Here is a 25,878-nt window from a genome sequence, read left to right on the forward strand (position 1 = left end):
AAGTATTTATCAATCAAATCTTTCATTTATTAGTATCTAAATTCTTTTTTGTTAATTTTGATGTATGTACAAGTATTTCAATTTTCTATGTAGTCCAATATTGTTTTTTATAATTACTTTATTAATAGTAAATACTGAATTGAACGCACAGAATTGTAATGCAGGTGTTACCATTACACCAAATAAAGCTAGTTACTGTGCAGGAGAAGATATTACTGTTAGAATAAATAATCCATCAAATAATTTTACATACAGAATGATTATCAATGGTATTACTTATGCAGATACTGTAGCAACATTTACATTGCCAGGAGCTACAACAAGTAAAAATTACGATATAAATGTTCAGTTTAAGGGAATTATTGGAAATTTTGCATCTTGCTTATTACCAGCATTAAGACCAATGATTACAGTAAATCCTTCACCCGATCCAACAATTTCAGATATAAGTACTGATGTAGGTACACTTCCTTTTACTAAATGTGGAGGCAATTCACCATATGTATTAAATATTCAAAATAGCTCGGCTACTCAAACAAATTATACTCAAACGTATAATATTGATTGGGGAGATGGTACAAATACTGGAGATATTACAAGTTTTACAACATTATCTCATAGCTATACCCAAGCTAGAGATTACAAGATAAAGGTAACTGTAAAAACAATAGGTTTGTCATCTTGTAATACAGTAACTAAAGAATATGATGCTTATTTTGGTGGTATTCCCGTTAATCCAGGGATTGGAAAAGCAACACCAAGTATTGGTTGTATACCAGAAAATACAGAATTTATTTTAAATGGTTTATTAATAAATCAGAATACTTTAGGTACATTCTATGATATATATATATCAAATAAATTAGATACTACATTCACTCATCCAGCACCAACAAGTTATTTTCATTATTTTGATAAAACCTCTTGTGGCGAAGGGACATGTTCACAGCCTGATGCATATGAAGTAAAAATAATAGCAAGAAATATGTGTGCTTCGTCTCCTTCCGCAACAGTATGTTATCAAGTCAATGAGAAACCAAATCCTAAAATCCAGTTACCAGATACTGTTTGTATTAATGATCCAACACCACACATTAATCAAACAATTGAAAAGCAAGTACCAAGTATAGGTGGCGTATGTAAGCAAGTAGAAACAGCATGGCAGATTACACCAAACACAGGCTGGACATTGAATAGCGGAAATATGAATACTTCGCCAACTATTAATGTAACATACACACAGTTAGGTAGTTTTAAAGTTGATATGACTGTAAAATCAAATTCATGTGGCGATAGTACAATATCTAAAAATGTATATGTTGTTCCCAAACCTACTGCATCATTAGTACTTAGTCAAAATAAAGTTTGTGGAGGCAATGTTGTTACTGCAACAAATACTTCAGTTAATGATCCAATTGTAAAGTATCAATGGATTATAACACCAGCAACAGGATGGGTGCTTACGTCTGGAACATTAACTTCCAATAGCATAGATATTAGATTTAATAATAAAGGAAACTATAATGTAAAATTACGTGCATATGTTGCATTGTGTGATGATGAAGCAAGTCAGAATGTTGCAGTAACAACTGTACCCACTATTGATACCAATGCAATTCCAGTAGTCTGTACACTACCATATATATTCAATAATACAAAAGGCACTGTTTCAGATACAGACGATTATTTTATTTTTGATAATGGCAATGATAATGCAGCAACTTACACATGGGCTTTTGATAATGGCACACCATCATCTTCTGGAATTAGGAATCCAGGGAATATAGCATATAATACAATTGGAACTTATGGAATATTCGCACAGATTACAAATCAATGTGGATTAGATTCAATAACACTTCCAATAACATTATTCAATTTCCCAAAACCTGATGCAGGTCCAGATTTCAATATTTGTATTGATGCAACTCCTGTAATGCTTACTGGCAATTCACCTACAGGTGGCGTTTGGTCTGGGCAAGGAATTACAGATTCAATTAATGGTGTGTTCTCACCAGCTTCAGCAAGCGGTTCAGGAATCAAAACAATTACATACACAATAAATCCAACTTCAGTTTGTCCAACATCAGATAATTTAGATGTTAATATTATAGAAATTGTAGGACTTACAGCTGGTCCAGACCAATCTATTTGTAAAGGCACAGGCACACTTCAGTTAATTGGTGACCCAAATTACACAGGTGGTAATTGGACAGGCACAGGTGTAGCAAGTTCTGTATTAGGTATATTTGACCCAACAGGATTAACACCAGGTTATTATAAAGTTGGGTACATTATTCAAGACGCAACAGGCTCATGTAGAGATACAGCATTTAAAGATATTTTGGTAAAAGATAGTGTGCATTTTGTATTGCCACCAGATTTGTGCGTAAATCAGTCATTCAATTTTGGTTCTTTATCAGATAATATTAAATCACCTACATCATGGAATTTTGGTGATGGTAGCCCACCATCTTTTTTAGTTGGACCAAATATTCCAACACATACTTATACTACGACTGGTGTAAAAAATCTAACATTACAGGCTACTACAGATAGTGGATGCGTGAACACAATTAATTTCTCTCTAAATGTAAGACAAAATCCTGCATTGAGTTTTAATGTGACACCAGATTCTAGTTGCGATGGGAATATCATGATATATTTACCACCTACACATGTAGAACTTGCAAGCCAATATACATGGTATTATAATAATCAGAATCAAGTTAAAACTGATTCAAGTAGATTTTTAATTACTTTGCCAAAACCTGTACTTGCAGATTCTTTGTATCAAATTAATTTAATAGCAAAATATCATTGCGGAGACATTACTGCGCAAAAAACAGTAAAAATAAAATCAAACCCTATTGCTGGCTTTAGTGTAACACCAATTGGTTGCGCACCATTCAATCCATTATTAATAAATAATGCATATGGTAGTCCAACTACTTATTATTGGAATTTTGGCATTGCTGGACAAACATCAGTGACTGCAAGTCCAACACCACCTACGTATCAAAATCCACACAGAAACGATACTACTCATTCAATATTACAAATTGTCTCAAATGCTTGTGGTGTAGATAGTGTGAGGAAAAATATTGTGGTAAGAGCTAATAATACCTATGCAAATATTGCACCACATATTACTCAAGGTTGTGCGCCATTAGGTGTAGAGTTTCAAAGTGTATCTTCAGATGGAAGTATAGAATGGTCATTCGGAGATGGTACTTCAGGGTTTGCAGCATTTGAGCCAAAACAATATTTGAATGCAGGAGTATTTCCTGTAAAGTTACTAGTTGTTGGTTCATGTGGTAGAGATTCAGCATATTCATCTGTTACTGTATATCCGCAGCCAACAGTAAATTTTTCAGCAAGTAACCAATGCTTAGGAACTCAAACACAATTTACTTCTGTAGTTACTAGTGCGGTATCAGGAACTTGGAGTTTTGGCGATAATCCAGAAACGTTCTCAAGTCTTCAAAATCCAACAAAAGCATATTCTGCTGTTGGAAATTACAATGTGAAATTAGTTGCTTATTCTAATAGAGGATGTAAAGATTCTTTAGAAAAAATAATTACTATTAATAATCAACCAATAGCAAATTTTGAAGTAGATAAATCAAAAATATGTCTAGGAGAAACAGTAACCTTTGTAAATACTACTGCGACTCAAGGATCAGCAAATTATACATGGATATTTGGAGATGGTAATACATCTAATATTGGTATTCCAGCACCTTATTCATATGCTAATGCTGGAACATATACAGTCTCATTAATAGCAGAAGATGGAGATTGCAAAAGCACCAAAACAATACCAAGTGCAGTTCGCGTATTTCCAAATCCAACAGCTGATTTTGATTTTACTATAGATGAAACTCAGAAATTTAAAGCACCGGTATTGTATAATAATTTGAGTGCATTAGCAAACGACTATCTATGGGTGTTTAGAGCAGGAGATTCTTCAATACTGAAAGACCCATCATTCTTATATGGTGGAGTTGGCCCATACAAAACTACATTATATGTGAAAAATAGTAACGATTGTAGAGATACAATTACTAAAATTTTAGCTGTTGATTTTGAAGGTGCAGTATATACACCTAATGCATTTGCTCCAGAGCTAGGAGATGGAAATAATGAGTCAAGTTTATTCAAACCTAAAGGTGTTGATTTAGTAGAATACCATGTACAAGTTTTCTCTACATACGGGCAACTATTATGGGAAAGTACAGCATTAGCAGATGGTAGACCAACAGAAGCCTGGGATGGCAGATACAAAGGTGAACTAATGCCACAAGATGTATATGTATGGAAAATTAGAGCTATATTTAAAAGTGGAAAAGCTTGGGAAGGTATGCTTGATGAGAAAACAGGCAGAAAAACAACAATGGGTACAGTACTTCTATTGAGGTAGATTTGTATTGATAATAGACAAATTGCTGATGAATATTTTTACTGAGATTGATAGTAAAACAAAACCAAATACTTTTCTGAGAATACTAATGCCAGTTTCGCCAAGAAAATGTTCAATTCTTGGCAAAAATCTGATTACATAATATACAACTAACAAATTTATAAGTACGCCAATTAATATTTCAAGAATATTGTATTGAGAACGTAAGGAAAGAAGTGTTGTAAGTGTACCAGCGCCGGCAATCATTGGGAATGCAATAGGCATTACTGTCGAACCTTTTGGGCTTGAAATATGTGGTTTAAAAATATCTCTGTTTAATGTCATTTCTAAACCTATTAGAAATATAACAATTGCGCCTGCTAGAGAAAATGATACAATATCTATTCCTATTACTTTTAATACATATTTTCCAGCAAAAAGGAATGTTATCATAATTCCACCTGATACAAAAGTTGCGAACTTAGCATCTATCTCACCAATCTTATTTTTAATATCTAATAATATAGGAATAGTACCTAGAATATCTATGATAGCAAATAATACTAAACTAATAGTTATGACATTGTTAAATTCAATTGACATGGCACAAAATTAATTGATTATTTTAATATTTACATAACACAAAATCAGTTTTTTGGCATGTGGATTGTTTCAATAAAAAAGTTATAAAAAGTTATCATGCATGAGATTTTTTTTATTAACTTTGCGGTGTTATTTTTTAACTCAAAAAAATTAAGTATAAATTAAGTATTTTATGAAAAAAAGAAATTTATTATTAGCAATATTATTTGTGGCATCGTTTGCTACCTTTGCTAAAGGAGACGGTACTAAGAAGGAGGCAAGAATTGCCAAAATGAATTCTAGAAGTGCTGTTGGTAATGCAAAATGGTCATTAGGACTAGGTATGGAAGTAGCAGACTTCTATTCTCCAAAGTTGAAAGAGTTTAAAATGTTTAAAACCCCTGTGGCTTTTGGTCCAAGAGTAGGATTTTGGAGAAATTTTAACCCTTCTATTGCTTTAGGATTAGACTTAGCAACTTATGCATTTTCATCTAAAAACACAGATGGCACATTGCCAAATGTAAACACTTATAACTTATTATATGCAGGTACTGCAGCTTATAAGTTTAATAACGGTTACATCTTAAAAGAAAACTTTCCAGTAGCACCTTATATTTTTGCAAAATTACAAGGTACTTGGGCTGAAGAAGCTGTGACGGGTAATAAGTTAAATGGCTTTGGCGTTCCAATTGGAGCTGGTATTAACTGGAAATTAGCAAACAATGTAGCATTAAATACATATGGTGGTTATAATTTTGGTATCAAAAATAATGAAGATCATATTTTCTTTGGTGCTGGTTTAATGGTTGATTTAGGTAAAGATAAATCAGTTGTAGAACCAAAACCAGTTGATGAAGTAGTTGCACCAATCGATACAGATGGTGATGGTATTGCTGATATCGATGATGACTGTCCTGAAATAGCTGGTATAGCACAATTTAATGGTTGTCCTGATACAGATGGTGATGGTATAGCTGATAAAGATGATGAGTGTCCTACTGTAGCTGGTATTGTTGAGTTCAATGGTTGTCCTGATACAGACGGTGATGGTATTGCTGACATAAAAGATGCTTGTCCTACAGTAAAAGGTGAAGCTAAATTTGGTGGTTGCCCTAACCCTGATACAGATGGTGATGGTATAGTAGATGCTAAAGACAATTGCCCTACAGTTCCTGGTCCAATCAGTGCAATAGGTTGTCCTGATCAAGATGGAGATGGTGTAGCTGATAAGGATGATAAATGTCCTACAGTACCTGGTCCAAGATCAACACAAGGTTGTCCTGAAGATCAAATCATAAATGAACTTAACTTTAACTTGAAAAATGTATTATTTGATTTAGGTAAATCTACAATCAGACCAGAATCTTATGCAATATTAGATAATGCTGCAAAAGTAATGAACGAGCAATTACCTCATGCTACTTTCTATGTAGATGGTCATACAGATTCTAAAGGTTCTGCTGCTGCAAATAAAACATTATCTGCTGCAAGAGCTAAATCAGTATTAGAATATTTAGTTTCTAAAGGAGTTGATAAATCAAGATTAACTTCAAGAGGATTTGGAGAAGAACAATTAAAAGTTTCTCCAGAAAAAACAGAAGCTGATTATCAAGCAAACAGAAGAGTTGAGTTAGTTTTAAGAAAAACAAACTAATATATAAACTTTTTTAAATACTTAAATCCCGCAATTTATTTGCGGGATTTTTTTTATATTTATTCTACAAATTTTTTGTAATTGAAATTTATAGAATATACAAGAAGTGAACGAAATGCGATAGTAGTATTACTACTTATATTATTGTTATTACTTGTATTAAAACAACCAATTGTACTAAGATTATTTAGTAATCGAACTAATACAAAAGAAGATAGTACAAGGTATTTATCATTAATAAACGAAATCCAACAAGCAGAAGATGATAATGAATATTCGTACACTGGAAACACCTATGAGAAAAAGTATGTGAATAATGATAAGTATAATTATCAGGATAAAAATTTTATAATCGATATTAATAAAGCCAATGCAGAAGAATTTGAGAAATTATATGGTATAGGCAAAGTGTACTCAGAACGAATTGTAAAATATAGAAACAAAATTGGTGGTTTTGAATCAATAGAACAATTGAAAGAAGTATATGGTATTCATGATACTGTATATCAAAAGTTTAAACACCAACTTGTTTTATCAAATCCTAACAAACAAATAAACAATCAAAATCAGCAGAAAAAAGAAATAAAAATAGAACTGAACAGTGCAACACATGATGAACTTGTGCAACTCAACGGTATTGGAAATGTATATGCAAAAAGAATTGTTGAGTTTCGTGATAAGTTAGGTGGTTTTTATAATATTGAACAAGTAAAAGATGTATATGGTATTCATGATACAGTGTTTCAAAAAATTAAACCAAATATTTATTTGAAACCTGCAACAATTCTTAAATTGAATATTAATAACGCAACTTTGGAAGAACTTACTGCAAATCCATATTTTTTTACAACACTTGCCAAACAAATTATTGGTTATAGAACAAAGGTAAAGTCATTTTCAAATATTGAAGACTTAAAGAAACTCTACTATATCAGAGACAATCCAGAATATTATGAAAAGATATTGCCTTATGTTCGTTTAGAATAAATCGTTTGTAAAAGCTTGTAGGCTATCGTAAGTTTTATCTATATCAATATTCCATTCTGGCTTTGGATTTTTGATGGTTGTTTTAACAAAAATAGAATACATACCTGCATTTTTTGCAAATTGCATATCACTATAATTGTTGCCTACCATAATTGATTTATTTAAATCTATCTCTTGAAAATCATGCTTTGCGAGCAATGCCATTCCTGGATTTGGCTTTCTGTGAAAATCTTTGCTATCAATATTAGGTGCATAATATATTGCATCTATTTTTCCGTTAGCAGCTTCAATTTCGTTTTTCATATTCTGATGAATTGCATCTAAATCATTTATGCTCATTAGTTGTTTGCCGATGCCACGTTGATTAGTTACAATTATAATTCGCCCGAAGATATTGCTACATTTTTGTATTGCATTTAGAACACCTTCTAAAAATTCAAATTCAGCATAATTAAAAATATAACTTCCATCTTTGTCTTTATTGATTACACCATCTCTATCTAAAAATAAAGTCCATGTTTTGTCTATTAACGTATAATCAAGTGTCGATTGTTTTAATTCAGTTTGTGCTCTATAATAATCTTCTGGAATGCCAATGTCAATAAAATAATTGTTTTGAATAGTTGCATAAAAAGCTTTATTTGAAACAAATTTCTCAAGATAATCTTTTTCAAAAGAAAATTTTATTGGCAAATTATTATTTAAAAATCCATATTTATTAATAATATATACACCTACATTGATTAATCCAGTTTGGAAATATTTTTTTTCAGTAAATGATAGGATACATGAATTGTTGTCTAATTCTACAACACCATATCTATCAAAATCATACATTTGTTTGAGCGCAAGTGTACATGCTGATTTTTTCATTAAATGAAATTGATATAATTCTTGCAAATCAGACTTAAATAAGGTATCGCCATTCACTACAATTACATCATTTTCTTTGGTCTTTTCTAATGCTAATTGAATTGCACCGCCTGTGCCTAATTGTTCCTTCTCGACACAAACATCATAGTTTAAAGTAGAAAAATTTTCGGCTAAATAGTTTGTGATGCTTTCGTGTTTATAACCAAGGCTAAAAATTATTCTTTGTACATTTTGCATTCTAAGATGCTGAATTACGTAGAATAAAAATGGTTTTCCTGCAACATCAGCCATGCATTTCGGCAAATCATTTACAATAGATTGTAATCTAGTGCCAAGTCCGCCAGCTAGTATTATTGCTTCCATTAGTTGAAATAATTCTCCTCAACTAGCTGACAAATAATATGACCAACAGTAATATGTGCTTCTTGTATTCTTGGCGTCTCTGTTGATGGAATATTGATGAGACACTCAGATAATTCTTTCATTTTTCCTCCAGATTCTCCTGTGAAACCAATTGTTATCATCTGTCTTTCGTTTGCTACTTGAAATGCATTGATTATGTTTTGAGAATTTCCAGATGTTGAAATGCCAATAAGCACATCACCTTTTCTTCCTTTTGCTTTCACCAATCTTGAATATACTTCGTTGTAAGAATAATCATTTGCCACTGCAGTAAGATAAGAAGTGTTAACATGAAGTGCTTCTGCAAAAAGTGGTTCTCTATCATGATAAAATCTGCCTGAAAATTCTGCGGCTAAATGTTGTGCATCTGCTGCTGACCCACCATTTCCACATAATAGAAGTTTATTGTCATCTTTAAAACATTTGGTAATTACATCAGCAACTTCAGCTATAGTATTGATAAGTATTTTATCTTCAACTATTTTATTCTTTGTGTTGATGCTATCTTGTAATATATGTGCAATTTTGTTATTCATAATTATTCTATTTTGAATGCAGCAAAGTAATAGTTGTTTTGAGCAGCAATTAGTTTAAATTCTTTATAATATACATTTATAAATTCATGGAATGCCATAAACTCATGAGAAGGAACTCCAAATTCATCAAAAATTACAATATCTCCTTTTTTTAATAATGGTGCTATTGTGGTTAATACATATAATGTTGAAGAATATAAATCTGAATCTAAGTGTATTACTTTCTTTTTATCATCATTAAAAGATTCTAAAAATTTTGGTAATGTAACTTGGAATAGCCCTTGATGAAATTTTGTTCTAATATCATTGTATTCAGGAATTTTGTTACTCGTACTCATGTCACCTTTTTTGAACGGTCCCCAATCTTCTGGTAATCCTTCAAAAGTATCAAATCCATTAAATGTAGAATTAGAATTTTTATGATGGTTAATCCACCATTCAAAAGATTTTCCACTACAAACTCCAAATTCTAAGTAATTAATATCTGTATTCTTTACATAATTATCTATGATGTATTTGTATGCAATTTCTCTTCTGTCATATTTAAAATCTAAAACAAGAAAATCATTAAGTGCATCACTATTTTTATTTTGGTGAGCAAATCTTGACATCTTTGACACATATGCCAAATTGATGAAGATATTCTCGAATGGTGAAAGGAAAATGTGTATTCTAAACATCAACATTAATCTTTTCCCAAACCTTGCTATTTGTATTTTAATTTCTCTCATTGTGTATTATTTCCTATTAAATTTTCCATGTTGTTAAGCCATGTTTTGTAAATTGGTATGTTTTAGCTTCACCACCAAAATTTTCTAATGCTTTTCTTACTATATGTTTTGTGTTGTTTGGGCAATAAAAGATCATAAATCCACCGCCGCCTGCACCACTAATTTTTCCGCCAGTTGCACCTGCTTTTTTGGCTGTGTTGTAGATATCATCAATTAGAGAATTATTTATTCCTTTTGCCATTAATCTTTTCTGTTCAAAGCCAATGTCTAAGATTTTTCCAATTTCGTTTGTATTGCCTTTTAATAATGCTTCTTTCATTAAAACAGATTGTTGTTTCAATTGATGCATTGCTTCAATAGATTGATTGTTTTTTTCTTTTACGTTTTTGCTCTGTTCTTCTATAATTTTTGCAGATTCTCTACTTGTAGACGTGTAATATAATAATAGATTGTGTTCTAATTCATTTAGGTATTCTTGTCTGATGCGCAATGGATTTACTATAACTTTATCATCTTTATAAAACTCCATATAATTTACACCACCAAATGTTGCAGCATATTGGTCTTGTCTTCCTCCAGCTAATTTTAAGTCATTTCTTTCTATATCATAAGCGTAATGAGCAATATCGTATTCCCCAAATGGCAGTTGTAGCATTTCTACAAATGCGCCTACAATAGATACAACCAATGTTGATGATGTGCCTAAGCCTGAACCAGAAGGTGCATCTACAAATGTGCTTATTTTTATACCTTTTTTAGTGAATGGATAGTCTTTTTGAATACGATTGTAAACACCTTTTAATAAGTCTAACTTTCCATTTATTGGTAGATTGGTTTGCCAATTATATACTTCAATTTCATCTCTATCCATTCCATGTAGAATTATTTTATTCTCTTCTAATAACTCAATGTTGGTATATGCATATAATGAAATTGTTGCATTTAGAATTGCGCCATTGTATTCATCGCAATATGGACTCACATCTGTACCACCACCTGCTAAGCCAATTCTCAAGGGAGCTTTGCTTCTGAATATCATACTTAATAATTACTTTGTTATTTATTTGATAAAGATAATATATTATCTGCAATATTCTTCCAGCTAAACTTTTGTTGTTCATTTCTTATAAATGGAATAAAATGAGCTTCGCCTATATTGAAAAATTCTTCTATTCCTTTTGCTATGTCTTTTGGGTTTGGCTCTACAATGATACCACATTTTTTGTCTGGTACTAATGCCGGCAACCCACCAACATTTGTAACAATCATAGGCTTTTCAAAATAGTATGCAAGCGGCGTAACGCCACTTTGAGTTGCATTTTTATAAGGTTGAACTAATACATCTGCGGAACATAGATAATATTTTACCTCACTGTCTGCAATAAAATTTGTATGTAGTATTATCTTATCTTCTAAGTTATATTGTTTAATTAATTGAAGATATTGTTCTTCGTCTTCATAAAATTCGCCAGCAATAAGTAATTTTATGTTTGTGTTTTTTTTATTTAGCTCATGCATTGCTTCTATCAACAAGTCTAAGCCTTTGTATTTTCTAATAAACCCAAAGAATAATACAATTTTTTCATCTTGTGGTATGTTTAAATATGCTCTAGCGTCGTATTTAGATACAATATTCCCAAAATTATCATATAATGGATGTTCTACAATTTGTGTAGCTTTATTATTATCAAATGTTCTTAAGTCTTTCATTACCTTTTCGCTCATAGTAATAAAAGCATCACAAGATTTTAGAAAGTATTTTGTAAATATCTTATCTCCAATTCTCTTTTCATGTGGAATAACATTGTCAGCAATGCAGACAACTTTTGTTTTTTTGTTTCTTTTTAAAATTCTAATTATAGTACCTAAAGCTGGCCCCATAAATGGTAGCCAATATCTTACAATAACTATATCTAATTCTTGTTTTTTTAATTTATTTCCAACTTTTATCCAACTTAAAGGATTAATAGAGTTTATTTCTGAGATAATGTTGATATTATTAGGTGCTGGCTCATCGCTATATTGTGTTTTTCCTGGAAATAATATTGATGGATATTGTAATGAAAATGACCAAATGGTACATTCATGACCTAAATCTATAAATTCTTTTGCCAATCTGTGATTAAATGTAGAAAGTCCACCTCTTAATGGATATGCTGGACCAATAATTGCTATTCTCATGGTTTGAAACTAATTTCATCTAAGGTAATAAGATGTTGAAATAATACTTCATTATTTATGGTGTAAATTTTATATTCAATGGAAATTGGATTGCTTTCCCAATTGATATTTAAATTTCCATAATTAATTTTTGAAACTGCATTGTCTAATCTATATTTATTTTTTCTTGGATTGTATTCAATGTTTGTAATACCACTTGATGTGCAATCATAAAATGGATAAGTATTGTTGAAAGTTTGCTTGCTCAACTCAGCATAATGTACATCACCACTAATAAAAATAACACCATTAGCTTTTGTTGAAGCAATTAAATCTGCCATTTTTTGTTGTTCTTTTGGAAAATTTGCCCATGCTTCCCAACCATTGTGTTCTATACCAAATTGAGTACTCGACGCAATAATTCTAACCTTTGCTGGCTTTAGTAGCTCTGCTTCTAACCATTTCCATTGTTCATCACCCAACATAGTTTTGTTAATAGAATAGTCTGGTGTGTATGAATTCCGCCCACCTTTTAGACTACTTCTAAATGTTCTTGTGTCTAGTAAGATTACTTGAACTTTATGATTGTCATCTCCAAAATATTTACTGTTGTATATTCCTTCATGTTTGTATCTGTCAGAATCTTTCGGCTCATTCCAGAATTTTAGAAAAATATGTTTTGATTGTGTTTTTAAATTATATTCTATTCCACCATCATTTTTTCCATAATCATGGTCGTCCCAAGTTGCAATTGTTGGAATTTGTGCTACTAGATTTTTAAACTCTTGCTTGCAAGCCAATTTAGAATATGATTTAAAAAAATCAGAACATTTGTTTGCATCAGCATAAATATTATCACCTAAATAGATAAATAAATCTGGTTTTAGGTTAACAACATCACTTAAAATTGGCTGTGCTGAATTTTCATCTGAACAAGAACCAAAAGATATAGAACTAATATTTGAATCATTTTGTATTGTTGCAAATGTTGGATTGCAATCAAATTCCATTGATAGATAGTCATTGCATTTGTGGCAATTTATAAACAAGAACCAAATAAATAAAATAAATAATATATTTATTTTGTTCATTATAGCTTAATTTAAGATAAATTCTACAATATAATCTCCAACATCACTTGTAGAGTATTTGCCATGGTTGATGTCTTCTGTTACATAATTATCTGTCAATGCTTTATCTACTGCATCTACAATTGCTTTGCTTTCATCTGTTAGTCCAAAACTATATTCTAATAACATTGCAGCAGACAAGATGGTAGCCATTGGATTTGCAATATTTTTTCCTTTTGCTTGTGGATACGAACCATGTATTGGTTCATACAAAGCAGTTTTTTCGCCCATTGATGCTGATGGTAGCATGCCTAAGCTACCACCAATTACTGATGCTTCATCTGAAATAATATCACCAAACAAATTTTCTGTTAGTATAACATCAAACTTAGATGGTTTTGTAATGACTTCCATTGCTGCACTATCAATAAAATTGCATTCAAGTTCTATATCTGGAAATTGTTTCGCATACTCAGTTACTACTTCTCTCCACAATCTTGATGTAGCTAATACATTTGCTTTATCTAATAAGGTAACTTTCTTTCTTCTGTTTTTTGCAAATTCAAATGCTTTTGCTGTAATTCTTAATATCTCATCGCGTGTATAGACACAAGTGTCGTATGCAATATTTTGATCTTCGCTTCTGCCACGTGGTTTTCCAAAATATATTCCAGAGATTAATTCTCTAACGACTACGAAATCTACACCTTTTATTCTTTCAGTCTTAAGAGGTGATGCCTCAAGCAATGCATCATAGCTTTTTACAGGACGAATGTTTGCATATAAGCCAAGTGCAGCTCTCATTTTTAGTAAGCCTTGTTCTGGTCTTATTTTTGCTGATGGATCATTGTCATACTTTGGATCGCCAATTGCACCAAATAATATAGCATCAGCATTTAAACATAGTTGATGTGTTTCATCTGGATAAGGATTTCCAACTTTGTCAATTGCATCAGCACCAATCAAGCCATATTCGTACTCGAATTGATGGTTGAATTTTTGTTCAATTGCTTTTAATACTTTTATTGCTTCTGTAATTATTTCTGGTCCAATGCCATCACCAGACAAAACTGCAATTTTCTTTTTCATGATGCAAAGATAGCTTATTGTGTTAATATCCTGAGATTTCCTAATAAAAAAAATGTATTTTTATTGTATGTGTCTGCCAAATAAAATATATTTTATTTTGTTATTGTCATGTTTGTGTTTTTGTTTGCTATATTCATCAGACAACTTACAGCAAGCACAAGAATGGATAGAAACAGAAAGATATAAAGAAGCATTAGATGCATACGCTACAATGAGCCCAAGTGCAGGAAGAGATCTAGGTATTTTAATTTGTAAATTTGAATTAAAGAAATATGATAATATAGAATCAGAAATTAAGACGCTTATAGATAACGTAAATAAATCTGAACCACATCTATATGTTGCGGCACAAATGTTATATGCAAAATATTTGGTAAATACATCAAGGTATGAAGATGCATTGAAAATTATCAATAAAATTAAAACTAATGATAATTATTATTTAGGTGAGAAGTATAATTTACTTGCATTAATGGAAATGAATGAAAATAAATTTGAACTTTCTAATCAATATTATGCTCAAGCTCTAAAATATTTATCTATATCAAAAGAAAGAAAATATGTGATAAAAAAAGGCCTTGTATATAACAACAAAGCTGCAAGTTATTTTTATCAATCAGATTTTGACAATGCTGAGCAATGGTACCAAAAAGCATTACATGAGTATGAGAAATTTCCGACAGCATGCAGAGCAAAAATTGCAAAGACAAACTATAATCTAGCTATTATTTTGTATGAAAAAAATCAAAATTATGAGTCATTAAAACTATTAGAGAAAGCATTGGCTATATATAAATCAGTGTATGGTGAGCAGCATTCAACTGTAGCAGAATGTTATGGAATGTTGGGTAGTGTTTATTTATATTTTAATCAATTGGATAAGGCAATTGATTATTTTAATAAAGACAGAAATATTTGTATTAATATCTATGGTGAGCAAAATTTGAACGTAGCATTTTCGTACTTAGATTGTGGAATGGTCTATAATCAATTAAAAGATTATCAATTAGCAAAACAAAATTTAGAAAAATCTTTGTCTATACGAAGAGCTTTTTTAGATGAAAATCATGAAGATATTGTAGAAAACTATCTTGAATTAATCAACGCATATATTGGCTTGAATGATATAAATCAAGCAAAAGTATTGTGTAATAAAGTACTAAGTATTGAACAGAAACTACAAGAAAACGTATCTATTCGCAAGGCAGAAGTGTATATGTATTTAGGTATGATATCTAAAAATGAAAAAAAATACACAGAAGCAATTAATTATATCAAAAAGTCTGATGCTTTATTTATACAATTACTTGGAAAAAATCACAAATACCATAACACACTATATTTATTGCTTTCAGAAATTGAATTTGAACAAGAAAATATAAGTCAAGCTATAAACTATGCAGTTGCTTCATTTCCATATGATAAAAAATGATTTGTTTGAAAATATATTATCAAAGCTACAAGTGTATCAATTGCAGTTTTACAAAAACAAATATTCAAATCAATATTGGGACAATGTTTTAGATACTTTGAAACAAAAAATAAATGTATTAAGAAAAGAAAATAATTTCTATTTCGGAGAGAAGTCATCATTGAATAAAGCTGATATTATTTCAAAGGTTTGTCTTTTTGCAACTGAGTTGACATTCAATTTATTTCAAAACAGTTATAAGAAAAAATACATAGATGACGCATTCTTTTTTATAGAATACAATAAAGCAAACGCACTATTGCAAAAACAAGAATTTGTTACAAACAAACAGATTGATAAGAATAGTTTAAAAATACTAAATGATATTTTGAATAAAACAAGCGAACTAAATCAATTGGATAAGAACTTAGCATCAAATAAAAAGAAGTATGCAAACTTGGAACATGAACTAATTCAACTAAAAGAAAAGTATGAACTAATACAACAAAAGAATGAAACAAAATCAGAAAAAATAAATCAAAATATTTCTATAGCCAAATTACAGCAAAAACTAAAACGCGATGAAGTGTATATCACATATTTAGAGAACGAAGCAGCAATTTTTAGAATTGCAGTAAGCAAAAATGATATGTTGTTTTCTAAATTAATTGATAAACAAAAAATTAATAAGTATGTAACAGAATTAAACAATAGCATACAATCTAAGAATGTAAATACAAAACTTGCACAACTATTGTATGACGTAATTCTGCCAAATAAAATCATAGAAGACAAAAAACAAATTATTTTTTCTGCTGATGGCTTTCTACATCAACTACCATTTGATGTATTGCAGAATAAAGAAAAAAAATACTTGATAGAAAACTACAGCACAAAATATACATTCTCATCAAACATATATTTTAATGAATATAATACACATAAGTTTATTTACAATAATAATGTATTGGCTATTGCACCGGAATATGATAATACGAAATATGCAACATTACAGAATGTTGAGGAAATAAATGCAATTAAAAAATATTTTACCACCAAGCCATTGTTGAAACAAGATGCAACAAAGAACAATTATTACAAGTTTGCAAAAGCATACAGAAACATACATTTAGCTGCACATACTTATATAGATAGTATTGTGCCATTGCAATCTTCTATTGTATTGTACGATGCTAAAAGCGCAGATAAGTGTTGTTATCTTAATTTAGAAGATTTAATGAGAAATCAAATTTGTGCAGATTTGGTTGTGCTAAGTGCATGTGATGGTAGTTTTGGAAAACAAAATAAAGGTGAAGGTGTACTTAATTTTGCTTGGGCAATTCATTATGCTGGCGCAAATAATGTATTAATATCACAGTGGAAAGCAGCAGATAAAGCAACACAAACTTTGATGCAGAAATTTTATGAGAGATTGAGTAAGAATATTCCGATTTCTGATGCATTGCAACAAACAAAGCTAGACTATATGAAAAACGCAGACGCAATTGGAAGAGAACCATATTATTGGTCGAATTTTATTGTATATGCCACCATGAATACTTATAAATTTAATTTCAGATATTTATATTTCGCTTTATCTTTACTGTTGATAGTGTTTATTATAATTTACATTGTCAAAACTAAACGTAAATAAATGCACGCTCCAGTAGAATATCATTTTTTAGAACATCCAATTGAAGATGTAAAACTAGATGATATGCTTGCTGATGGATATTTTAGAACAGGCAATTACCTACTAAAAACAAGAGTATTGCTGTACAATCAAGATATATATAATCTATTTCATATTAGGTACGAAATGGATAAATATGATTTTCCTAAAAGCATGAAAAAGTTGCTGCGAAAAAATAAAGAGAAATTCTATTCAGAAATAAAGAAATTTAAAAATACAAAAGAAAAAGAAGTGCTCTTTTGGCATCATAAAGAAAGATTTGTTGGTTCAAGCACCATGTCATTAGAACAATATCTTTTTGATTATGATGAAACAAGAAAATTCAACACACACGAAATAAATATATATGACAAAGATACAGATGAATTAGTAGCATACAGTATTTTTGATATAGGAAAAAATAGTATTGCAAGTATTTTAGGTATTTTCAACAAAGATTATTCAAAATATAGTTTGGGTTTGTATTCTATGTTGTTAGAAGTTGAGTTTGCAAAAGAAAATAATTTTACATATTACTATCCAGGCTACATTGCAGATAAACCTTCACCATTTAATTATAAAATAAGGTTGGGCAATGACGTAGATTACTGTGATTGGTTTTCGCTCACTTGGAAAAAACTAAACAATACAGATGAACTCTATAAAATGTGTGATTATTATAGAGAACAATTAGGCAGAGCAGAAAATTGGCTACAGCAACATAAAATTCCATATAGAAAAACCAAGCATCCATATTATTATATGAAGTATTACTATCCACAAAGTAATTGCTTATCATCAATAGAACAATTGCTGATTGAGGATTTTACGACACCAAATACATATATTATTGTAGAGTATCATGCAGTGTTTGATAAAATTGTTTTATCTGCTGTGGAGCCACACTATTTAGAACAACAAGTCAATATTGATTTTAAAGATATTTTAGTTGATGATGTATGGCAAAATCTATTGTTATACATTTATCCAAACTATTATATAGAAGATGAATACGAGTTGTTAGAAGTCTTTTTGCAAACAAAATATAAATTAATAACACATAAAAACAAGAAAAATAATGAGTAATACTTTCCAAGATAACTTTAAGCAAATTGTTTTCTTTATCATAATTATATGTTTGTCTATTTTACTATTCATTCCACTTAAGGTCATCTTTGCAGGATTTTTAGGCGCAGTTACATTATATATAATCAATATCGGATTTCTACAAAAATTAAACCTAAAAATAAAAAATATATATGTATCAAGTATTATTGTGCTTGTTGTAAATGTTGTGGTAATGATTGTTCCTTTAATACTTGCATCAATAATTATAATACCAAAGTTGAGTGGAATTATCAATCAATCAGGAGAATTTATTACAGGTATCAAAAAAATATTACACGAAGTTGAAACAAGATTCTCAATTGAGATTCTATCAACAAAGAATTTTGAGAAAATCCCAAGCATAGTTTCAGATACACTTCCAGATATTTTAGGCAGTGTAAGTTCCTTTGTATTAAACATTGGAACCATGTTTTTTATATTATATTTTATGTTAATTAACTCAAAAAATTTAGGCAGAAGCATAAAAAGACTAATACCATTAAAACCAACAAATATTAATACAATTACAACTGAAACAAAGAGCATCATCAAATCATATGCAATTGGTATTCCAGTTATTTCAGCATGTCAAGGTGTTATTGCATCTATTGGTTATTGTATTTTCGATGTACCAGATTTCATTTTTTGGGGTTTTCTTACTGCAATTGTTGCCGTTATTCCATTTGTAGGTACATCATTAATTGCAGTACCAATGATTGCTTATCTATTTTCAATTGGTGAAATAAATAATGGAATTGGACTATCACTATATTATGTATTATTAGTAATGAACGTAGATAATCTATTGCGATTGGTTTTGCTCAAAGCATTTGCCAATATACATCCATTGGTTACCATGCTTGGCGTTATTGTTGGTCTTAAATTATTCGGATTTATTGGACTAATTTTTGGCCCATTATTAGTATCGTACTTTATTCTACTAATAAAAATTTATAATATTGAGTTTTCAGAAATTCCAAGAAGAAGTTAGCGAATGCCTGTTTCTAGCGTAAGTAAATCTTTATTAATTATTCCAAAAATTATGGCGCTAATGCCTACAATAACCAAATAAAATGAGCTTCTTAAAGCAATGCTAAAAAATGAAGGATCATTAAATTTATAATTCAAGTACAATATCGAAAATATTGATAATGCAATAAATAACATCATTTTAATTACTTTTATATAATTAATTTTTAGTGCTAAGTTTTTAAATATATAAATACTGTAAACAAACAATACAAACAGTTGAGTGAAGAGTGTAGCTTGTGCAGCACCAACAGCACCAGACTTTTTAATCAATACATAATTAAAAATAATATTGAGTAATACAGCAATGGCAAGTGTTGGCAGCATTACTCTAAAACTTTCTTTTGCAGTAAGTAATGTGCCTAAAACATACAACAAACCAATAGGAATAAAATTTAGAATAAGCCAAGAAAATACTTTTGCAGAATATGCTTGGTTGCTATGGTATAATAACTTCATAATATCATCAGCCTGAAAATAAAACAAACCAACAACAGCAACTATAATGACTAATATAATGTTTAATGAAGGAAACAGAATTTCTTTCAAATTTTTATATTGAGCAATATAGTATGAAAATATAGGAAGTAAAATTACACTAAACAAATAGCCAATATTATTAATAGATTCAATAATACGATAACCTTGAGCATAAATTCCAGTTTCAGTTCTACCACTCATTTGCTCAAGCATTACACCATCAATTCTATAGTATGTTGTCATTAAGAAATAAGCAATAGCATATGGTGCACTTGTTTTAATTATAGAGAATAATTTGTCTATAGAAATTGTGAATTTTAATTTATCACCTAAGCGTAGCGAAATAATTAAGCATATAATAAATGTAATGGCATATGCAAATAACTGAGCTAATGTAAAATTTAGAATGGTAAGTTCTATATTCGTTTTGCCCCAAATTAATAAAGCACAAAAGAATATCATCAATAATTTATCTAACACAGATAATAAACTATCAGTAACAAAATATTGATGCGCAGATACATTAGAACGAAGGTATATTATAAACGACAATAAAAAATGATTGATGATAATAACATACAAAAATGAAAAGTTTGTATAGCCTAATGGATATGCAAAACTAACACATGCTATGATGTATAAAACAAATAAAATAGTTTTGAATAATAAGATATTTGGCAACAAATCATTGAGTTTACGCACATCAGTAGCAACATTTCTTGCATTGTAATTTTGCAAACCAAAATCTAATAAAATCTGAAAAAGATAGGTAAAATTAAATACAGCAAAATAAATTCCATACTCACTTTCGTGTAATTTATTTTGAACGCTTCTGTCGATACCAAACACCCAACATGGCCTCACCTAAAAATTGACAAATACAAGAAAGATGACATTAAAGAGAAATGATTTTCTCAAAATTTGAATATATTTTTAGTTGCAACAAACCATCTGGCATAAAATAATTGATGTAAGTTTTATTATCAATTTTAAATAAAATATACGATTGCTTGTCTTTAAAATAGACATCACCATTTATTTCACTACCATCTTTTAAGTACCATTTGTAATAAACTGGATTATTCGCACCAACAATTGGCGTAGCAATACTATCTTTTATATAACCAAAAAATTGTTGGTATTTGCCAACAGGCAAATCTACATGGGCAAATTGTGTACTACTATTTAGAATAAACATATCTGTTTGCGTTACAATTTTTTCGATAATATTATAAGGCAGTTTTTGTTGTGCCATTCCACCAAAAACGAAAAACAGAAGTAATATTGAAAATATTATATGTTTCATGTTGCTAATATACGTTATTTAATGCATCTAAAATGATGCCACAACTTACTCTAATTTCAGCTTCTGTAATAATTAATGGTGGTGCAATTCTCATGCAATTATTGGCGAATAAAAACCAGTCAGTTATCAACCCATTATTCAAACAATGTTGAATTACTTTCTGTAAATTATCAAAGTTATCTAAATGTACAGCCATCATCAAGCCAGAATGTGTTATCTTATTGATAGCATGGTGTTGCAATAATTCTAAAAATAAGTTTGCTTTTTCATTCGCTAAACGATATAGTTTTTCTTGCTCTATCGTTTGTACGCATGCCAATGCAGCAGCACAACAAACGGCATTTCCACCAAATGTAGTAATATGTCCAAGAACAGGCTCATGTGTCAAACTATGCATGATATTTTTATTAGCAATAAAACATCCAATTGGCATGCCACCACCTAAGCCTTTTGCAAGCAATAGTATATCTGGAATAATATCTAACTGTTCAAAAGCAAAAAATGTTCCTGTGCGACCACAACCAGTTTGTATCTCATCAATAACTAATAATGTTTTTGTTTCATCGCACTTTTTCCTTAGTGCTTGCATATACATTTTATCTGGTACAGTTATTCCACTTTCAGCCTGGACAGGTTCCATAAATATTGCTGCAGTTTTTTCTGTAATCAGATTTAAGTCATCAATATTATTGTATCTTATTTTTTTTGTATTGGGTAATAATGGTCTGAATGCTGCGCTAAAATATTCATCGCCAATCAACGATAAAGCACCTTGTGTACTACCATGATAGCTATTGTAGCAAGACATTATCTCATACTTTCCAGTATATCTTTTGGCTAATTTCATAGCACCTTCAGTAGCTTCTGTACCACTATTTGTAAAGTACACATTGTTTAATGTATTAGGCAACAGTTGCGTAAGAAAATTTGCCAATGCCACTTGTGGTGCTTGTATGTATTCGCCATAGACCATAGTATGCATATAGGTTTGTGCTTGCTCTTGAATAGCACTGACTACGTTTGGGTGGCAATGTCCTAAATTGCTTACCGAAATACCAGCAATTAAATCAATATATTTTTTTCCAGCTGTGTCATAGATGTATATACCATTGGCTTTTGCTACTTCAATACCCAAAGGTTGCTCTGATGTTTGAGCAACATGTTGTAGAAATAGCTGGCGTTGTGTTGGCATATTATTCTTCTATAATGCTTACTTTAAGCATTCTTATGTCTGTAGTTGGTCTATCGTATGGGTCACGTGGCGCATTGACAATCTTTTCTACAATATCCAAGCCTTCTACTGTTTCTCCAAATACTGTGTATTGCATGTCTAACATTGGTGTGCCACCTATTTCAGTATACACTTTTCTTTGTTCATCAGTCCAAGAGTTGCTTGTTCTGCTACCTAAAGTATTTAATTCTACGTCATTAAATTTTTTACCTACTACAATGTAAAATTGTGTACTCGATGATGCTTTTTGTGGATTTCCATCTCTTGCAGCTGCCAACGCACCTTTTTTGTGAATGATGTCTTTGCTAAATTCTGCTGGTACTTTGTATGGTAAGCCACCCATGCCTAATCTTTGTCCTGGCACAGCATTTTTAGATTGTGGGTCGCCACCTTGTATCATAAATTCAGGAATTACTCTATGAAATAGTGTGCTATCTAAAACGCCGTCTTTTACTATTTTTATAAAGTTTTCTTTGTGCAATGGTGTTTCATTGTATAATTTCAATTTGATGTTGCCCATTGTTGTTTCTATAAGTACATAAGTGTTCTCTGGTGCTTTTTTTATTTCTGGTGCTTCCATTTTTGGTGTATTTTCAATTTGTTGATTAGTAATTGCCGTTGTTTTTGTTTTTACTTTTTTTGATTTTGTCTTTTTCCCTTTTGCATAGCTAACATTTAGAATAAGCATAGCTATAATTAATAGTGTACTAATTTTTTTCATAATCAGATATTTTTAATGTAATCAATAATGCATTTTTTTAATAATATTTCTTGTTGCTCGTGTGTAAGTTTGGGCATACTTCTATTGTATTCGAAGTGTAACCAACCATCAGCATCTTTTCCTGTTGGTGTATAATAATTTTCTTTGCTTAGTAAAGAACATACGCCAACATGTATAATGTCTTGTTTTTGTTCTTTTGAAAATTTTGTTTCATTAAATCCTAATTCTCTATGTCCAATGATGAAAAGCATAGAAGATAAATCTGGTATTTTTTGAAATTTATTTTCGAAAAAAGCAGTTACATCTTTCCAAGCAATTTCATCAAATTGCAAATCCAATACATTCTCCATACTTACAAAAATAAAAAAATAAATATAATAAGGCTTTACGTTATAAATAATTAACTAAACTAAAAAAATTAGCATAGGATGAGTAAAATGATATTTTAATAATGCATAAATATTAGTAAAAGAGTGATGAAATTAGTTATATAGTTTATTGATTATTTGTGTTGTCTGATTTTTTATGTAATTTTATACTTATCTAAACTATATTTATGAAAATTGCAGATAACGATAATACATTAATAGATAGTTATTATTCTCTGATAAAAAATTTGAGTGCAGATAACAAACTAGAATTAATTGCTAAACTTTCAAAATCGTTAAGAAGTACAGAAAAGTTAAATAAATCTTCATGGAAATCCTTATATGGTTCTATGGAATTAGATGAACCTATTGAAGATTTTATTACTGAGTTAAAAAAAGATAGAAGTTTTATTAAGAAAGCTATTAAGTTTTGAAAAAATATTTATTAGATACAAATATTTGTATTTATTTCTTAAATGGGAAATACAATCTTATTCATAAAATAGAAGAAGTTGGAATAGAGAATTGCATTGTATCTGAAATTACAATTGCAGAATTAAAATATGGTGTAGAAAAGAGTACACATAAAGAAAAGAATAAGAAGATACTTGAACTTTTCTTATTAAAATTTAATATAATGCCAATTTTCCCTGCATTAGATTTATATGCAAAAGAGAAGGTGCGTTTAAAAACTAAAGGTAAGACCTTAGATGATTTTGACTTATTAATTGGCACAACTGCTGTATATAATGAATTGATTCTGGTAACAAAGAATATAACTGACTTTGAAAGAATAGAAAACATAAACATTGAAGATTGGACTATATAATTACTATATTGTCTGGTGAATCATATACTTATCGTATTTTTAGATAAAAATTAAATCATTTGAAAAATATATTAATTACTGGTGGTGCTGGTTTTATTGGTTCCAATTTGTCTCTGAAATTAATAGAGAAAGGTTATAACATCACAATTGTAGATAGTCTTTTGCCACAAATACATGGAGAACAACCAGAAATTAGTTCGCCATTGTATGTGTCTATCAAGAATAAAGTGAATTTTATCCATGCTGATGTAGCAATCGTAGATGATAGTTTTTGGCTAGATGTGCTAAAAAATCAAGATATTATTGTGCATTTTGCTGCTGAAACGGGCACAGGACAAAGTATGTATCAGTTGAATAGATACAACCAAACAAATGTGATGGGCACCAGCAAATTACTTCAAGCGCTGCAAAATAAAAACCATCAAATACAAAAAGTGGTGGTGGCTTCATCAAGAGCTGTGTATGGTGAAGGAAAATATTTTTCTGAATCTATACAACAATTTGTGTATCCAAAGCACCGCGCTGAAATTGATATGCTACATGGTGATTTTGAATGTAAATGCCCAATAACTAATCAATCAGTAACACTTTGTGCAACGACAGAAGATAGCATGATACAACCTAATTCTATCTATGGTTTGAATAAATATGAGCAAGAAAAATCAATAGAAATTATTTGTTCATCAATGGATATTCCTTTTGTGGCTTTTAGATATCAGAATGTATACGGTGTTGGTCAATCGTTGAGTAATCCATACACAGGAATTTTGGCAGTTTTTTCTAATAGAATTAGAGCCAATCAGCCAATTTTAATTTTTGAAGATGGACAAGAAAGTAGAGATTTTGTATATATTGATGATGTGGTAGATGCTACGATATTAGGTATTGAAAGTGACAGTGCAAACAATCAAGTTTTTAATGTAGGTAATGGTGTGGCAACTTCTGTGATAGATGTAGCTCAAAGTCTGATTAAGAATTTTGAAATTGAAGTGCCAATAGAAATTACTGGAAAATTTAGGAAAGGTGATATAAGACATAATTTCGCAGATATCAGTAAAATAAAAAAACTACTTGGATTTGAACCTAAAATTGATTTTAGCAAAGGCATGAAAAAATATGTAGATTGGGTAAAAACACAAGCTAATCCTGAAAATAATTTTGAGCAATCTTTGGCAGAAATGAGCGCCAAAGGTTTGTATAAATAAAAAAGGCTAACTAAATAATAGTTAGCCTTGAAC

The 25,878-nt window shown here is 30.1% G+C and carries 23 protein-coding genes; 10 read left to right on the forward strand and 13 right to left on the reverse strand.

The genetic code is table 11. The annotated features are described in order from the left end of the window. Positions 1–139: 139 nt before the first annotated feature. Positions 140–4,423: a PKD domain-containing protein gene (locus IPK18_08150; protein QQR96887.1), complete on the forward strand. Its 4,284-nt coding sequence runs from the start codon at positions 140–142 to the stop codon at positions 4,421–4,423. Here IPK18_08150 and IPK18_08155 read toward each other — a convergent pair. Further along, entirely contained in the window at positions 4,412–5,005 is a 594-nt protein-coding gene (locus IPK18_08155) for a MarC family protein (protein QQR96888.1), read from the reverse strand. The two genes, IPK18_08150 and IPK18_08155, sit on opposite strands and share 12 nt — an antisense overlap. A gap of 172 nt (positions 5,006–5,177) precedes the next feature. Between IPK18_08155 and IPK18_08160 the strand changes: the two genes are divergently transcribed. Both IPK18_08160 and IPK18_08165 read left to right on the forward strand, forming a co-directional pair. After that, positions 5,178–6,638, forward strand: a complete 1,461-nt coding sequence (locus tag IPK18_08160) for an OmpA family protein (GenBank protein QQR96889.1) — start codon at positions 5,178–5,180, stop codon at positions 6,636–6,638. A gap of 81 nt (positions 6,639–6,719) precedes the next feature. Next, positions 6,720–7,625 (forward strand): helix-hairpin-helix domain-containing protein, encoded by a 906-nt coding sequence (locus IPK18_08165; protein ID QQR96890.1) that lies wholly within the window; start codon positions 6,720–6,722, stop codon positions 7,623–7,625. On the opposite strand, the gene IPK18_08170 is transcribed toward IPK18_08165, so the two are convergent. From IPK18_08170 to leuB, 7 genes are all read right to left on the reverse strand, one after another. Then, entirely contained in the window at positions 7,617–8,861 is a 1,245-nt protein-coding gene (locus tag IPK18_08170) for an HAD-IIIA family hydrolase (protein ID QQR96891.1), read from the reverse strand. The two genes, IPK18_08165 and IPK18_08170, sit on opposite strands and share 9 nt — an antisense overlap. Then, positions 8,861–9,436 (reverse strand): D-sedoheptulose 7-phosphate isomerase, encoded by a 576-nt coding sequence (locus tag IPK18_08175; GenBank protein QQR96892.1) that lies wholly within the window; start codon positions 9,434–9,436, stop codon positions 8,861–8,863. The genes IPK18_08170 and IPK18_08175 overlap by 1 nt, the downstream gene beginning before the upstream one ends. Before the next feature lie 2 nt (positions 9,437–9,438). After that, the gene (locus IPK18_08180) at positions 9,439–10,167 is read right to left on the reverse strand and encodes a class I SAM-dependent methyltransferase (protein ID QQR96893.1); all 729 of its coding nucleotides are present in this window, start codon (positions 10,165–10,167) and stop codon (positions 9,439–9,441) included. Positions 10,168–10,183: 16 nt separating this feature from the next. Next, positions 10,184–11,206 (reverse strand): dehydrogenase, encoded by a 1,023-nt coding sequence (locus tag IPK18_08185; protein ID QQR96894.1) that lies wholly within the window; start codon positions 11,204–11,206, stop codon positions 10,184–10,186. Positions 11,207–11,223: 17 nt separating this feature from the next. After that, positions 11,224–12,348 carry a glycosyltransferase gene (locus IPK18_08190; protein ID QQR96895.1) on the reverse strand — a complete coding sequence of 375 codons (1,125 nt, stop codon included), beginning with the start codon at positions 12,346–12,348 and terminating at the stop codon, positions 11,224–11,226. Then, positions 12,345–13,337 (reverse strand): alkaline phosphatase family protein, encoded by a 993-nt coding sequence (locus tag IPK18_08195; GenBank protein ID QQR96896.1) that lies wholly within the window; start codon positions 13,335–13,337, stop codon positions 12,345–12,347. Before IPK18_08195 ends, IPK18_08190 begins: the two co-directional genes overlap by 4 nt. 87 nt (positions 13,338–13,424) lie before the next feature. After that, positions 13,425–14,486 carry a 3-isopropylmalate dehydrogenase gene (gene leuB, locus IPK18_08200; protein ID QQR96897.1) on the reverse strand — a complete coding sequence of 354 codons (1,062 nt, stop codon included), beginning with the start codon at positions 14,484–14,486 and terminating at the stop codon, positions 13,425–13,427. Between the two features lie 124 nt (positions 14,487–14,610). On the opposite strand from leuB, the gene IPK18_08205 reads away from it, so the two are divergent. The 4 genes from IPK18_08205 to IPK18_08220 are packed head-to-tail and all read left to right on the forward strand — an operon-like array spanning position 14,611 to position 19,667. Continuing rightward, the gene (locus tag IPK18_08205) at positions 14,611–15,918 is read left to right on the forward strand and encodes a tetratricopeptide repeat protein (protein ID QQR96898.1); all 1,308 of its coding nucleotides are present in this window, start codon (positions 14,611–14,613) and stop codon (positions 15,916–15,918) included. Next, positions 15,905–17,551, forward strand: a complete 1,647-nt coding sequence (locus IPK18_08210; GenBank protein ID QQR96899.1) for a CHAT domain-containing protein — start codon at positions 15,905–15,907, stop codon at positions 17,549–17,551. Before IPK18_08205 ends, IPK18_08210 begins: the two co-directional genes overlap by 14 nt. Then, positions 17,552–18,655 (forward strand): hypothetical protein, encoded by a 1,104-nt coding sequence (locus tag IPK18_08215; protein ID QQR96900.1) that lies wholly within the window; start codon positions 17,552–17,554, stop codon positions 18,653–18,655. Beyond that, positions 18,648–19,667: an AI-2E family transporter gene (locus IPK18_08220; protein ID QQR96901.1), complete on the forward strand. Its 1,020-nt coding sequence runs from the start codon at positions 18,648–18,650 to the stop codon at positions 19,665–19,667. Before IPK18_08215 ends, IPK18_08220 begins: the two co-directional genes overlap by 8 nt. Here the strand turns inward: IPK18_08220 and IPK18_08225 are convergent. From IPK18_08225 to IPK18_08245, 5 genes are all read right to left on the reverse strand, one after another. Next, positions 19,664–21,034, reverse strand: a complete 1,371-nt coding sequence (locus IPK18_08225) for an oligosaccharide flippase family protein (protein ID QQR96902.1) — start codon at positions 21,032–21,034, stop codon at positions 19,664–19,666. The genes IPK18_08220 and IPK18_08225 overlap by 4 nt on opposite strands. A gap of 46 nt (positions 21,035–21,080) precedes the next feature. Continuing rightward, complete coding sequence (locus tag IPK18_08230; GenBank protein QQR96903.1) at positions 21,081–21,491, reverse strand: hypothetical protein; 411 nt, start codon at positions 21,489–21,491, stop codon at positions 21,081–21,083. Between the two features lie 4 nt (positions 21,492–21,495). Next, positions 21,496–22,683, reverse strand: coding sequence for an aspartate aminotransferase family protein (locus IPK18_08235; protein QQR96904.1), 1,188 nt, complete (start codon positions 22,681–22,683; stop codon positions 21,496–21,498). A gap of 1 nt (position 22,684) precedes the next feature. Beyond that, positions 22,685–23,302 (reverse strand): peptidylprolyl isomerase, encoded by a 618-nt coding sequence (locus IPK18_08240; protein QQR99316.1) that lies wholly within the window; start codon positions 23,300–23,302, stop codon positions 22,685–22,687. 143 nt (positions 23,303–23,445) lie between these two features. Beyond that, positions 23,446–23,793, reverse strand: coding sequence for a hypothetical protein (locus IPK18_08245; GenBank protein QQR96905.1), 348 nt, complete (start codon positions 23,791–23,793; stop codon positions 23,446–23,448). 206 nt (positions 23,794–23,999) lie between these two features. Between IPK18_08245 and IPK18_08250 the strand changes: the two genes are divergently transcribed. The 3 genes from IPK18_08250 to IPK18_08260 are packed head-to-tail and all read left to right on the forward strand — an operon-like array spanning position 24,000 to position 25,845. Beyond that, entirely contained in the window at positions 24,000–24,245 is a 246-nt protein-coding gene (locus tag IPK18_08250; GenBank protein ID QQR96906.1) for a hypothetical protein, read from the forward strand. After that, positions 24,242–24,640 (forward strand): PIN domain-containing protein, encoded by a 399-nt coding sequence (locus tag IPK18_08255; protein QQR96907.1) that lies wholly within the window; start codon positions 24,242–24,244, stop codon positions 24,638–24,640. Before IPK18_08250 ends, IPK18_08255 begins: the two co-directional genes overlap by 4 nt. Positions 24,641–24,699: 59 nt before the next feature. Beyond that, positions 24,700–25,845: an NAD-dependent epimerase/dehydratase family protein gene (locus tag IPK18_08260; protein QQR96908.1), complete on the forward strand. Its 1,146-nt coding sequence runs from the start codon at positions 24,700–24,702 to the stop codon at positions 25,843–25,845. Positions 25,846–25,878 lie beyond the last annotated feature (33 nt).

It is taken from the genome of Sphingobacteriales bacterium, from assembly GCA_016699615.1.
GTDB lineage: Bacteria > Bacteroidota > Bacteroidia > Chitinophagales > JADIYW01 > JADJSS01.